Annotated in this window: 12 protein-coding genes and 2 pseudogenes; 4 read left to right on the top strand and 10 right to left on the bottom strand. The window is 35.4% G+C overall.

Annotation, left to right across the window (positions count from 1 at the left end):
* The first annotated feature begins 56 nt into the window (after window positions 1-56).
* The 3 genes and pseudogenes from Trichorick_RS07830 to Trichorick_RS07840 form a co-directional block, all read left to right on the top strand.
* Complete coding sequence (locus Trichorick_RS07830; protein ID WP_323739114.1) at window positions 57-1,106, top strand: hypothetical protein; 1,050 nt, start codon at window positions 57-59, stop codon at window positions 1,104-1,106.
* Window positions 1,107-1,467: 361 nt separating this feature from the next.
* A pseudogene (locus Trichorick_RS07835) lies at window positions 1,468-2,292 on the top strand (IS256 family transposase); the annotation flags it as partial.
* A gap of 285 nt (window positions 2,293-2,577) precedes the next feature.
* A pseudogene (locus tag Trichorick_RS07840) lies at window positions 2,578-3,465 on the top strand (IS982 family transposase); the annotation flags it as partial.
* A 42-nt stretch (window positions 3,466-3,507) separates the two neighbouring features.
* Here the strand turns inward: Trichorick_RS07840 and Trichorick_RS07845 are convergent.
* From Trichorick_RS07845 to Trichorick_RS07865, 5 genes are all read right to left on the bottom strand, one after another.
* Window positions 3,508-4,221 carry a tyrosine-type recombinase/integrase gene (locus Trichorick_RS07845; protein ID WP_323739116.1) on the bottom strand — a complete coding sequence of 238 codons (714 nt, stop codon included), beginning with the start codon at window positions 4,219-4,221 and terminating at the stop codon, window positions 3,508-3,510.
* A complete protein-coding gene (locus tag Trichorick_RS07850) occupies window positions 4,218-5,840 on the bottom strand; it encodes a transposase (RefSeq protein ID WP_323739117.1) in 1,623 nt (540 codons plus the stop codon). The genes Trichorick_RS07845 and Trichorick_RS07850 overlap by 4 nt, the downstream gene beginning before the upstream one ends.
* Before the next feature lie 139 nt (window positions 5,841-5,979).
* On the bottom strand, window positions 5,980-6,882 hold the full coding sequence (locus Trichorick_RS07855; RefSeq protein ID WP_323739118.1) for an Rpn family recombination-promoting nuclease/putative transposase: 903 nt from the start codon (window positions 6,880-6,882) through the stop codon (window positions 5,980-5,982).
* 106 nt (window positions 6,883-6,988) lie between these two features.
* Entirely contained in the window at window positions 6,989-7,498 is a 510-nt protein-coding gene (locus Trichorick_RS07860) for a pyrimidine dimer DNA glycosylase/endonuclease V (protein WP_323739119.1), read from the bottom strand.
* 15 nt (window positions 7,499-7,513) lie between these two features.
* Window positions 7,514-8,467: a 3'-5' exonuclease gene (locus Trichorick_RS07865; protein WP_323739120.1), complete on the bottom strand. Its 954-nt coding sequence runs from the start codon at window positions 8,465-8,467 to the stop codon at window positions 7,514-7,516.
* A gap of 388 nt (window positions 8,468-8,855) precedes the next feature.
* On the opposite strand from Trichorick_RS07865, the gene Trichorick_RS07870 reads away from it, so the two are divergent.
* The gene (locus Trichorick_RS07870) at window positions 8,856-10,022 is read left to right on the top strand and encodes an N-6 DNA methylase (RefSeq protein WP_323739121.1); all 1,167 of its coding nucleotides are present in this window, start codon (window positions 8,856-8,858) and stop codon (window positions 10,020-10,022) included.
* Window positions 10,023-10,088: 66 nt separating this feature from the next.
* Here the strand turns inward: Trichorick_RS07870 and Trichorick_RS07875 are convergent, their stop codons facing one another.
* The 5 genes from Trichorick_RS07875 to Trichorick_RS07895 form a co-directional block, all read right to left on the bottom strand.
* Window positions 10,089-10,349 (bottom strand): hypothetical protein, encoded by a 261-nt coding sequence (locus tag Trichorick_RS07875; RefSeq protein ID WP_323739122.1) that lies wholly within the window; start codon window positions 10,347-10,349, stop codon window positions 10,089-10,091.
* Between the two features lie 37 nt (window positions 10,350-10,386).
* Complete coding sequence (locus Trichorick_RS07880; RefSeq protein ID WP_323739123.1) at window positions 10,387-10,638, bottom strand: hypothetical protein; 252 nt, start codon at window positions 10,636-10,638, stop codon at window positions 10,387-10,389.
* Between the two features lie 9 nt (window positions 10,639-10,647).
* Entirely contained in the window at window positions 10,648-11,406 is a 759-nt protein-coding gene (locus Trichorick_RS07885) for a ParB/RepB/Spo0J family partition protein (RefSeq protein ID WP_323739124.1), read from the bottom strand.
* 253 nt (window positions 11,407-11,659) lie between these two features.
* The gene (locus Trichorick_RS07890) at window positions 11,660-12,115 is read right to left on the bottom strand and encodes a conjugal transfer protein TraD (protein ID WP_323739125.1); all 456 of its coding nucleotides are present in this window, start codon (window positions 12,113-12,115) and stop codon (window positions 11,660-11,662) included.
* A 27-nt stretch (window positions 12,116-12,142) separates the two neighbouring features.
* On the bottom strand, window positions 12,143-13,208 hold a 1,066-nt coding region (locus Trichorick_RS07895), incomplete at its 5' end, for a conjugal transfer protein TraG N-terminal domain-containing protein (RefSeq protein ID WP_323739126.1).

The raw sequence follows: 13,208 nt of genomic DNA on the forward strand, positions 1-13,208 counted from the left end.
AAATCATTTTAAAAAACAACACGAAAACGAATACTAAGTAAAAAACGACAAAAACTATGAAAACCCAACATTTCAGCACCAAACTATTAATTGGTCTAATAAATCATAAGGTTACTGGTGGACCATACGCAGAAGACGACGAAGTCGATACTCCTGAAAATATGATGCTCAACAAAACAAACTTCACTAACCCAGACGAAGAATTAGAAACTAATAAAATAAATCCTAACACAAAAAAATATACGAAAGATCCACACATCGAATACAGAAAATTAACACTCGATGCAATGAATAAACTGGGAGAATGCAATCTATACGTGTTGAATGAACTACCATCAAAAAAAACCTGGAGCGACACTAGCCTGGCAAACGAATTTCCCTATGATGTAAACAATAACACACACCCCGCCTCAAAAATAAAATGTTCTATACCGAAAGACGCAAAAATAGATATACGAATACAAGAACAAACATGGGGGGCACTAACCATCCAACCAGAAAATAATAATAGCGGTAGGATATTATTAGCATTTATGCATGCCCCTGCAACTAATACAGGACTCAGTGAAGGATTTAAATCTATAATGCTGCAATCTATGGCAAAAGATATAGTAGAAAAATGTATCAACCGTACAAGTATTTTGCCGTTGATAATCATAGGTGACGTAAACATAGCAGCAGAAGAACAAACACTAGATGTATGCGGGCACAAGTACGACTATATGCCAATAAGATTAACTCGATATACTACTCTGCTTCCTAATCAAGAAAACAACAATGCACAAACGAACAAAAGCAACTTAGAAAAATTAGTATCATACAATGATAAATTATTTTATTCTCCCATCAAGCAAAATGAAGACGTAGACGAAGCTGATATGTCAATGATTAAAAATTACGGTACCACAAACAAAAAAGACAATAAATACAACCTCGAGGTAAATGTGAGTGATACGAAAGATAAATATATCGGGCAATATATACTGCAAAACCCTTATTACTCAGTACTAACTACAGGAGAACCACTGACCTTTACGAATGAGCAACACGAGGTAAAAAGCGACCATGCTTCAGTGCTTATACAAATATTGAAAAAGGAAGTATAATATTGAGTAGTACAGCTCAAGGGTTTTCGCGAAGACTATTGTGCAATTATGATCTGTCAACAGTTTTCCAGACAGCGTGTCATGCACATTTTTGCATTTCCTCATATTTTACCGGTGATAAATAGCCATGAGGACGTTCAACAAACTGTGTCAAACCAGAAACAATAATTTTTAATAATAAAAATTATTGATGAAACCAATTCAGGATAAAGATAAATTAAAAAGTAATTTATCTTTATAAACTGTATAAAAAAAGAGGTTTGACATGAAGAAGAATATAACCGGTAATAATTTAACTGAGTACAAATTAGCGGAACAAGTAACAAAGTTACCTTCAACTCAAAATGAAGCGTTAGCCGAGATTGTTAAAGGTCTCTATCAAGGCAGACCATTACTTGGTAAAGGTGGGCTATTAACAAATTTAGTTAAAGGCTTAACGCAAATAGCTTTGCAAGGTGAGATGGATTCTCATTTAGAAGAAGATACGCTTGAGCAAGGTGGTAATCGCAGGAATGGCGTTGCTACTAAGACTATGAGAACCGGTAGCGGTGCTTTTGAGCTTGAAGTACCAAGAGATCGCAACGGTAGTTTTGAACCGCAATTAATTAAAAAACGCCAAACAATATTAAATGAGGAGCTTGATAATAAAATACTGACACTTTATGGCTTGGGAACGTCTTATGACGGGATAGCTAGTCACTTACAAGAAATTTATGGTGTAGAAGTATCAGCGGCTACAATCTCCAGTATAACTGATAAACTAGTGCCGATGTTAAATGAATGGCGAGCAAGACCGCTGGAACTGGTTTATGCAGTAGTATTTTTAGATGCAATGTTTTTTAAAGTAAAGCAGGATAATAAAGTAATTACTAAGGTGATTTATAATATAATGGGAATAAACCAATCAGGCCATAAAGATATACTTGGTTTTTATGCTTGTGAAAGTGAGGGTGCTCATTTTTGGTTATCAGTGTTAAATGACCTAAAAGCTCGTGGAATTGAAGATATATTAATTGCTTGCATAGATGGTCTCAAAGGTTTTCCAGAAGCGATCAGTACGGCATTTCCTAAAACTGAAGTACAGCTTTGCATAGTACATCAAATTCGTAATTCTCTGAAGAACGTAGCTAGTAAAAATCAGAAAGAATTTATGGTAGATTTAAAAACTGTTTATCAAGCAACAAGTGTAAGCGTCTGGGCAACCTGGTCTATTAATGCAAGGGATAAATTGTTAATGTTAGCGCATTAAATTAATGAGCTAAGGAGTGATGAGAAAAATTAGAGGAAAGGTTGCAGAAGAACTGAAGCATCAAATAGTGACTGAATCTTTTGTAGAAGGTTGTATAGTATCAAGACTAGCAAAATACCCCGATTCGGGATAAGAAACTGTGGGAGATATAATAGCTATAGGGAATTGCAAAGAGAAAGGCGTTGAGTTATCATATTTTTAGCACAAAAAAGGTAACTCAACATGTATAAGGATATCACAGAAGTTTTTTGTTTTATAGATGATTTTGCTAAAATTTATGAACAAAATCAACAAAAGAAACTATTACCATCAAACAGACAACGTTGTCGTGAAGGTGCAATGGGCTTAGGTGAGATTCTAACAATTATGATAATGTTTCATACTTCCTATCCCAAGAATTTTAAATATTTTTATAAAAGCTATATTGAACATTGGTATAAAGATGATTTTCCTGATGCTGTAAGTTATAACCGTTTTGTAGAACTGATGCCAAGATTGTTTTTACCATTAAATATTTTATTACATTTATTATTTGGTGAACAAACGGGGATATATTTTATTGATTCTACTACTATTAAAGCTTGTCATAACAAACGAAGGTACAGGAATAAAACATTTGCAGGGCTTGCCAGGTCTAGTAAATCATCTATGGGATATTTTTATGGATTTAAGTTACACGCAATTATTAACCATAAGGGAGAATTTATAGCTTTAAAAATGACTAAAGGAAATGTCGATGATCGAACGCCAGTACTTGAGCTAGCTAATGGCCTAACTGGTATAATGGCTGCGGACAAAGGTTATATTAAGCAAAACTTATTTATCGAATTATATGAACAAGGCTTAAAGATGATTCATGGAATTAAGAAAAATATGAAAAATAAACTTATGGATTTAAACGAAAAAATCCTACTGAGAAAACGTAATATCATTGAAACAGTTTTTGATTATCTGAAGAATAAAATGAATCTCGAACATACAAGACATAGGTCATCCATTAATGCTTTTGTACACATATTGTCTACTCTGGTTGCTTATTCCATGAAAAAGCACAAACCATCAATGAGCTTTAATTATTCACTCTCAGAACCAATAGCTCTTATCCCGAATTGGCCCAGTGTTACGGAACAAGTGATAAGGGGTCACTTTTTATTAAACCGGAAATTTCTTGATTACATTATCATATTCTTTCTGTGCATCACCAATGGATAATTTGGAATATATTTCTAGAGATTGACGGCTCTCATGCCCTGAGTATGGCTGAATCAAGGCATCTTCCACTCCTTGCTTTTTTAGCCAGGTAAATAGAAAATGTCTTAATTTATGCGGTGAGATTGATTCTACAATACCGGCTTCCTTAGTATACTGAGCAAGAATTTTTCTAATACCTCTATCCGTATATGACTTTTTCCACGAAGATTCAAACAGATATATCGCTCCTTTCGACTTCATTGAAGCTATATGTAACGCTAATATTTCCTTGAAGTTATTAGGAAACGGAACTATTCTGTCTTTTTTCCCCTTTCCTTCGATGATGCGTATTTGGCATCTATCCGAATCAATTTCGCTTAACTTAATATTCACCAGTTCGCTCACTCTAACACCGGTATATAATAAAGTCTTAATCATTACTACATGCTGCATGTTACGAGCTTGCCAAACTACTTTATAATATTTATCTATTTCTTCCTCTGTAGGAACGTAAGGTAGCTTTTTAGCTTTATTAGTAACTTCAACACTAAGCTCTTTCCGTAAATGACAAAAAAGCTCACGTAAGTAATCATAATCAGGATATTCCTGCTTTAAAAATTTAGCAAATTGCTTAGCTTTTTGGCGAACCGGTGTACGTTTTATACTATCGCTCATGCGGCTACTTGCTTATGTTGTTCTATGATTAAACGCTTATTTAGATCTAATGGGAACAAACCATAAGGATTAATGTGACTATGGATCAGCGGTGTTAACGCTCTCATATCTTCCGGCGTTAATCTGCTTTGCCAGATTGGATCGGACAAAACCTCCTGGATAATAAGCGTATTAATATATACCATACATACTTGTAGTAGATGTAGGCAAACTATTGCTAATTCCTGATCTTCTCTATTATTGGTAGAAATCTCACCGAGCTTGCCATAAAATATAAAGCCCATGATGCTATTTAATCTCTCAACAACATTCAGCGCTTCATGAATTTCAACACGTAATTCTTCAGACATCAAATAACGACATAAAAATATTGTCTTTACCGCATTGCCGATCTCAGTAAGAGCTTGATACACGGGATGATCATTATTATCGCTGCTCATTATTTTAAGCATTACTTCAGGTTCTACCATACCGGTTCTTAGAGCAGCAACGTACTTAACTACCTCGTGGTAGTATTTTTTAATCAAATCCCAATTGATGGATGATTTTAGAATGGAAGATAAATTCTTATAATTACCTTTATCTTTTGTTGTAGAATAATAAAGCTTCTGCTTTTTTATATTCTTAAGTCGCGGCAATAAATCAAAATGCAATAAGTGGCTAAAAGCAAACCCGATAGTGCTTTGCCCATGAGTATCTACATAACTTTGTTTCATATCCATTTTAGTGCAATGATCAAGTACACCCTTGATCATGCTACCTACTTCTGAAGAAGAGCATGTTTTTAACTGTGAATAGATACAAGCGGCATTCTTATCTACATGCCAGTAAATCATGACGCCACGACCGTGATAGCGAGTATGCCACTCCGTCATCAGGTTTTGATCCCAGCTACTCACCTTGGTAGAATCACAGGCACAACCTGTTGTAGCACTTCCCCAGATACGCGGATCTCTTATCTCTAAAATAGCATTCACTATCTCGGCAATAGCTTGTCTTGTGTTAACAACATTAATAAATCGTCTCTTGATATAGCGCAAATCTGAATAATTCGTGTCATCATTCGCGGCACTTATCCGTTTTAATCCAGTATTACTACCGATAGCATAAAGAGATAGTAGTAAACGTTTGAGTAATTTATCTTCGCTGACATTTGCTCTAGTAGCAACCGTGTGAAAATGCTTGGTAAAACCAACACGTAAATCTGTTTCTTTTAATATATCTATTAAATTTATTGTCGACCAACGTCTATTGATTGCTTGCTGCAACGCTATTAAGTTAGACGGTTCAATTTGAGCATCATACGGCATGAGCTTAATCTTCCCGACATTATTCTTCTTAGTCAGGACAATCTTTACTTTATTATTATCAGTAATACTATTGTTGAGTTGTTGTAAATTATGATCTAAGCTTGCTTGCAAAGTTTGTACATAGTCATTACCATCAATCGGTAACCCCAGTTTTTTATAATAATATTCTGCGTTGGAATCAAAATCTTTAGGCAAATCTTCTTCAGGCCCAGTGTTACGGAACAAGCGATGAGGGGCCACTTTTCTAAAGAAGGCACGGAAATGCTTTATTTTTAAAGTACCGAATGGATAATTGTAAAAGAACAACATAAAAAATCAAATAATTCATTCACGAAGCTATTGGGCTTATACCTCATTAAAATTTAAGATAAAGTATCTAGAATACCGACATTAGCAATTCTAGGAACTTACTTATATGACAGCAAAAACCGCAAATATCTATCAATAATTAGGACTTAAGTTCGTTGATTTTTTTAACAGATAAACCGGTAGCCTTAGATATAGTGTGAATATCTATATTTTGAGACAAAAGGTTTTTGGCAATAGTCAGGGCTTTTTTCTCCTCGCCTCTAGCTTCGCCGATTTGTATACCTTCTTCTTTACCCCTAGACTCGGCAGCTTGTAGCTCGTCTCTATCGTTATATAACTTCTTTTGATAATAAGAGTAATTTGCCCTTTCTTCAGGGGTCATTTTGAGGATACTAAGTTTTTCAGCTACTTGTACCATATAAGGAGAGTGATAGTTTGTAGGTACTTCGTCATATTTCATGACGTGTAGCCAATCGTCTATTTCTTTCTCTAAACGATCATTAAATAGAGGTATGGAAATATAAAAATATTCAGGTAAAATATCGGTAGCCTCAAATACTTTACCGGTTTCTTGGTTTTTGATATGTACACTTAATTTTTCGTTAGTCTCTATTTCATGAATAATGGTCTTACCGTGATAAATAGCCCCGTTACCGCTGCCGATCGGAAAATATAGCAGGGAGATGTGAAATACTTTTAGTATTTGAGTATAATCTTCTCTTTGAGCTAAATTATCTACTATAAGTCTTGAGGTATTAAACAGTGATTTATGAATAAAAGAATCTTTAACGTTACGCTCGATCTCGATAATATATTTATTATGATCTTCGTCCTCAACAATTAAATCGGCTAGGCTTCTTTTGCTTTTAGAATCTTCTTTGTTGCTCTCGGATTCAAGTAAAGCAACTATTTTTACATTTTTATAGCCTTTTGTTTTGAGCAAAGCGGAGATAAAGCCTTCTACTACACTATAATCTCCTTTATCTCTTAAAAGATACTTGATCCCGTAATCGAAGGATACTAGCGGTTTGTCGTTACTCATAATGTTTTTTGTGTTTTCTATATTCCCTGCTATTATAGCATAAATTGTTGCACAAAGCTAAAAATAACCGCACTAAAAATCTTTGATTTACAACCTTATTTGTGCTTTATAAAAAATTCCGATTATACCATGAAGGCGGTTCTCTGTTAATCCATTTAGGCGGCAATTTGTCATAATACCATTTGGCAACAAGATACTTCTTATAAGCTTCGCAAGTATCTTGTATATGTTTGAAATCTATTTGCAGGGCTTCCGATCTAGTGCAATTAGCAAAAGCCGTTATTGATCCGCTCTTGATATCTGTTCGATGCTTCAGTAAATAGGGTGATATTTTTTCAGAAGCATGTTGTCTGTTATAGCGAAAATTATATTCTTCACATAAAGCTATAAAATGCTCGAATAACCAGTCCCAATTTCCTAGGTTTAATGCTGCCCAAATAGTACACGGATGTTTTACGTGAGTCGGTTTGTAAAGATTATCATAAGTAATAGTACTATTAATAAATATAGCGGTACTTAATAATTGAGCAGTCTCCAACACCATTTTAACGACACGTTTGTTATCCAAAGCTTGCGCTGATAGTTTATGGCAGTCGCTAGTTACAAAAATATTCATGATTATTATATAAATCTATCCTAAACAGAGAGTTTGAAACCGGTCTAGTTTATCTCGGTACTTTAGAGGATCATGCTGACCGTTGTTAGAAAATCTACTATAGGCATCGAATATCTCTACCCGTATATTAACAGAAGACCCGCCGTAAACATTTGAGCGTAAGTAATTGATTTCTTCCGCCACTTTATCTTCCGTCAGTTCAATAGACCAAGCCCTATATTTATAATTTTGATTCATACTCCATCTGTAACCGCGCGCTTTTAATAAATCCTTACTTTCATAGGGGGAATTAGTTGCATATAGTTTAAATCTTACGGCTAGAGCATTGGTGAGTAATTGCTTTAGTACTAATTCTTGTGAATTCAGTAAGCTTTGAGCCAAAATATGAATTCCCGCTAAACAGTCGATAACGGCGCGATGACCTTCATAGAAAAAGCCATATTTATAAGCAATGTATTCTAGTTTGTGACTTGAAATATCTTCCACACTCCAGTTGACGTCGTACATCGAGCAACCCCAAGCTTTCGCAGGAACGGAAGGAAAAGTCATCTCAAAGAAAGCCCTGTCAAACTGAGCATTGTGAGCGATGATTAAATCAACATTTTGTAAATACTCGGCAACCTCGACCTCGCTTATTTGTCGACTTCTGACTGCTTCGTCGGTAATGCCCGTAAGTTTAGTAATATATTCCGGAATCGGTATGTTTGGGTCTTGATAGCCGCTAAATTCATCAAGTAAACGAAAGATAGGACCGTCTTCGGTATATTCAAACTTAACCATGCCCAGCTCGATAAGTTTATCATTGCTATGTGATAAGCCCGTAGCCTCAATATCTAGAAACACTCCTATTAGTTTGTTACTAGCATCGTCCGTATTATAAAACTCCGGCTTTTGATATTTTTCAGTAACTCGATATTGATCGGATTCACTTAAAATTGCTGCTAGTTTTTTTAGATCATGAGTTTTCATATTTACTTATGCTTAATTTCATTAAGAGGCAGGTCTTTGTCAGCTTGATAAATCCAATTAAGCAGTAGTGATTTATTAATCGTATCCTGAGGTTTTGTATTCATTTCGGATGCTTACTTATATTTGCCGTAAACGGCACTTACCGTTCATCGGGATACTATCATAACAAGATCAAAATTGCTAGAACCGGATAAATAGTCAGAAAAGTAAGATCAAATCCTAATAGCTTCACCTTTATGAAAATTCAAGTGTACGCTTTGCCGCTTTCAGCGCACTTGAGTTTTCATAAAGCTTACGCTTTTCCCGCTTCAAGATGAATGCACAAGCTGCATTCATAAGGAGTAAATCCTTATTGTTTCAAATTAACCGTTCATTATGAGGCAAATTTATGCAAAACTTTTTTACTAAACACAATATAGACGAACTAATATCCTACGAACCAAAAATCTTGGATAAGAAAATAGCCTTAGCTTGTCGTCTATTTCCTTTTAGCAAAGGTGAATTAGAGCTATTAACCGTGATAGACGAAATCAGCGAGGAGGAATTGCTCGAACGACTAAGAAAATATGCCGATTGCGTCTTGTCGTCTCAGCGAGTAAAGCAAAATTTAAAAGCATTAGAAGCTCTAGCAAATAATAACAAAACTACGATTAGTCCCGATGCGCTTAAGAGTTATACCGGTTGGGGAGGTTTGAGGGATGCAATTTTCACACCCGCAATATATCGGGAATTAAAAAAGCATTTAAACGACGACGAGATAAGTTCTATTAAAAAAACTTTAGGTAGTGCTTATTACACCCCCGAGCTATTGGTAAAATTCATTTGGACGGCTTTACTACGTATGGGTTTTGAGAGAGGGGATATATTAGAACCTGCCGTAGGAACGGGCATATTTTTAGATCATATGCCGTTGAAAATAAAGCAGGCAAGTAATATCGACGCTATAGAAATTGACAGTGTAACCTGCAATATTTTAGTCAACAAACACCCGGAGATTAATTTAATATGTTCGGGTTTTGAAACGGTTTATTTCGGTAAGAAAAAATATGATTTGATTGTTTCTAATCCACCGTACGGTCGAGAGGCAATCAATGACATCTTTGATACCGATTTATCACGGTTAATAATTCATCACTGGTTTGTTGCAAAATCCGCCAAAATACTTAAAGACAAAGGTATTATAGCAATGGTAATGCCGCAATTCTTTCTTGACAATATCAAAGACCACGCAAGGGATATTATCAATAACAGCGGCGTAAATATGCTGGTAGCCTATAGATTGCCGGACAATCTTTTTACTAATGCCAAAGTAACGGTTGATATAGTCTTTTTACAAAAAGCCGAAACCGATACAAAATGGTTAACGACTAAAAATATTACCATAGGTGGACGTACCAAACCTATGAATGAATATTTTATTGATCATCCCGAGCATGTACTAGGCGAGTTACAAATCGTGCCGATGTACGATAGAACGGGTATTACCTGCAAAGCTAACGGCAATCTTAGGGATATGCTTTATGCAGCTTGTTTAAAAATAAAAAGACTAATATAAATTAACAACTAAACGTTGAACACTCTATGTAGAGATAGAGTGTTCAAACAGTTTAATTATATGGGGTTAGTTCGGGTTACCGGATAACTCCGCTAACTCACTAAATTCATTATAATCGTTTTTAATCAACATTTCCATACTCGCTACTATTTCGACTATGACTTTGATATTCTCATTAGTTAAAGGACTATTTGCAATATCTAATAAATGTTGTACGTCTTGATTTAAATCTTTAGCTATCAAAATATCTATGTATTTAAAATATAGCGGTGCAAGAGGGTGTTCCGCAAAAGTATTATATGTTTTGCCGTAATTTGAATTTATCATAAGAATCTCCTCAAATTTAGTTGATAATAACGTTAATTTATAATTGTTGCAACAATTGTTCAAGCTTGCTTTCTTCATCAGAGACGACAGCCCTTTGCATCTCAATAATTATTTTAAAAATTATAGTACGGTTTTCAGGTAAATAATATTTTTCGGCTATTTTTTGTAAGTCTTCGGCTTCCTTATAAAAGCCTCGTTTTTCTAAAGTTTCAACAAATTGATAAAACAAAGTTGCAAGCGGATGATCTATAAAGTTATTGCGGTCTTTATAATGTTGGATGCTATTCATACAGTTTCTCTAAAAAAACTTGATTAAATGTTTAATAAACTTATCTTGGTCAATATTTAGATGTTTAGCTAACTTTAGGTTGTTGTTTTTCCAAGTACCGATAATAGCTCCGGACGGTAATTTAATGACGCCGTCTTCTATAATTTCTGAATCCTCACCGACAATAATAGCGTTGACCATCCTTGTTAGCCTATGAGTTCCGGTACCTTTGCGAATTTCTTCGGCAAGATCAATTAAAGCATCGACATAGGCTTTACCGTTTTTCTCAAGTGCGTGTATTGTTTCTGCGGTTTTAGCCGATACTTTAGAAGTATTACCGACCGCTTTCCAAATAGTATCGCTGACTTTGGCAAAACAAAGATAGCTATTAAGTTTATGTCTTGAGCAGCCTATTACTTGCGATAGTTTATCCTGAGTTATTTTTTGATCCTTCATTAGTTTTGCGTAATAAATGCCCTTAGAGTAATCACAGATCGAAATATGCTCGTTTTCTTTAATTTGAATAATAGCGGCTTCTTCATCCGAAACGTCACGAATAACGGCTTTGAGCATTAGCCCCGCATTAAAGCAAGCCTGAAACCTACGACTACCCGCAATTATCTCATATTTATATTGACTATTAAGGAGAGGGCGAACGATAACGGGTTCTACCTGTCCGTTTTCTTTGATATCTTCACTAAGGCTACCTGTGTTGCCGAATTCAAAATGACTTCGATCTGCATATTTCCATCTAGTGCAATCTCTAGGATTGATTTCAATTATCTGCATATAGTCTATTTAGTATGATTAGATTATAATATAAATAACATAATAATATCGCTTAGTCGAGATAATTGTCCCACGTGGGGCATAATTAAAAGTAAGATAAAATAAAACTATGTATTATAGAGACACTACAATAAGTAAGATAGAGTTAAAAGAATAATTAATCTATATTTTGCATAATAATATTACATATTATAACAATAAGATTACTCTATTATTACAGAAAGCAATAAGTACAAAAGATTTGGGATTAAGCTTAATTTATAATTTCAAGATTATGAGCGGCGGTGCTAAGCTCTACTTTTAGAGAATCAAGATCGCTAATAAACCCGTACCATTCTTTTCGTAAGTTGTTCCATTTTAAACCATGATTTCTAATAGACTTACGAATTTCACTACTCGGCTCTTGTTCAAACTTTAAAATCACGGCATGCTTATTTGTTTGTTCTTGATCTAGCTTAATTTTACCGATTCTAGCCCATTCATCTTTAACTGTTTGATTAGTTTCTAATGATGAGGCAATTGATAATAATGCGCCGTAAAGAGTATTGGTAGGTAAATAATCTAAACCTGCCTTAGTAACTAATCCGCCGACTTCTATTAAATGCCTAGTACGCATTTTACGCTCTTTGAGTTTTAACCTTGTTTCCTCCGCAATCAGTCTATTCTTTTTTTGTTCTAACCTAACTTTTTGCTCTACTACATTTTGCATAAATTATAAATCTTTGATTATTTGGAGTTAGTTACTCACTATTACTTTTATTTTGTTCAGTACTATTGTCTCTACTGATCTGCGTACCTCCTCCAACAGATTGATTGCTATTATTTTCTGCAGATACACCTGCTTTAGCACTAACACCGCCGCCAAATCCACCGATACCAAATCCTGCTGAAGCGTGTATCTCTGCAGAACTATTAGCTGCTTGTTGCCATCCGTATCCTTTGGTATCATGCAACTGTTTAGCATGATTGACTGCTTGACGGAATGACTCGCCTTGCTCACCCATTTTCTCATATGCAAAACTCTCGCCGTTATGTTCTCTTTGTGAGCTATGTAGTCGGCAGATTTAGCGAGGTGCTTACTCTGTGCGGATGATATACTTCTAAGATCTTGTTGATGCATACTTTCTGCAACCTGCATACCTTCACTAACTTGAGCGTGTCTGCTATCTTCCTGCTTATAAGCGGTTGCTCCGCCGGAAGCAGTAAAACCTATTCCGCTCTGCATTAAGGTATTGCCTCCGCCCGTAACTTTCTCCATAGTCCCATCCATATGCTGGTATGAACTAGCACCCGCTGCAGACTGACTTGCACCCGTGATCGTGCCTGCTAAATGGATAAAGCCGCCTACTCCGCCTTGAATAATACTAAAGGCTAAAAACGGTATTGCCATTTGTAAGCTCGATGCTACCGCTACGATCTTGTCAGTATAATTACCGATTCTGCTCATAGTACTAAAACTAACTATTTGATCTGCAATGCCGAATAATTTACTACTGCTATAGATATCGATAAACATGTTAAGTACGGCATTTAACGGTGCCCATAATTGAAACGATGCTACTAGCGTTAGGTACTTAAGGTATCTGCCCCAACCGCCGCTCATAATTAGCATCGGAAACATAAATATAAACGAGCTATATACTAAACCTTTAAGAACGCTCATTAAAATAGGGATAATCGTGTCGGCTAAATCTCCCGCAATCCGCCAGTTTGATTCTTGCGTAGCACTTGCTCTCGCATAGCCGTAATCGTCGGAGTAGTTTTTTATGCTATTTATTAGCATTTGCTGACGTATTAGACTT

This window comes from Candidatus Trichorickettsia mobilis (assembly GCF_034366785.1).
GTDB lineage: Bacteria > Pseudomonadota > Alphaproteobacteria > Rickettsiales > Rickettsiaceae > Trichorickettsia > Trichorickettsia mobilis_A.

Excerpts from the sequence above, each read along its gene's own strand:
- Trichorick_RS07830 (WP_323739114.1), top strand. The coding sequence starts at position 57 with ATGAAAACCCAACATTTCAGCACCAAACTATTAATTGGTCTAATAAAT.
- Trichorick_RS07845 (WP_323739116.1), bottom strand. The coding sequence starts at position 4,221 with ATGAGCGATAGTATAAAACGTACACCGGTTCGCCAAAAAGCTAAGCAA.
- Trichorick_RS07850 (WP_323739117.1), bottom strand. The coding sequence starts at position 5,840 with ATGTTGTTCTTTTACAATTATCCATTCGGTACTTTAAAAATAAAGCAT.
- Trichorick_RS07855 (WP_323739118.1), bottom strand. The coding sequence starts at position 6,882 with ATGAGTAACGACAAACCGCTAGTATCCTTCGATTACGGGATCAAGTAT.
- Trichorick_RS07860 (WP_323739119.1), bottom strand. The coding sequence starts at position 7,498 with ATGAATATTTTTGTAACTAGCGACTGCCATAAACTATCAGCGCAAGCT.
- Trichorick_RS07865 (WP_323739120.1), bottom strand. The coding sequence starts at position 8,467 with ATGAAAACTCATGATCTAAAAAAACTAGCAGCAATTTTAAGTGAATCC.
- Trichorick_RS07870 (WP_323739121.1), top strand. The coding sequence starts at position 8,856 with ATGCAAAACTTTTTTACTAAACACAATATAGACGAACTAATATCCTAC.
- Trichorick_RS07875 (WP_323739122.1), bottom strand. The coding sequence starts at position 10,349 with ATGATAAATTCAAATTACGGCAAAACATATAATACTTTTGCGGAACAC.
- Trichorick_RS07880 (WP_323739123.1), bottom strand. The coding sequence starts at position 10,638 with ATGAATAGCATCCAACATTATAAAGACCGCAATAACTTTATAGATCAT.
- Trichorick_RS07885 (WP_323739124.1), bottom strand. The coding sequence starts at position 11,406 with ATGCAGATAATTGAAATCAATCCTAGAGATTGCACTAGATGGAAATAT.
- Trichorick_RS07890 (WP_323739125.1), bottom strand. The coding sequence starts at position 12,115 with ATGCAAAATGTAGTAGAGCAAAAAGTTAGGTTAGAACAAAAAAAGAAT.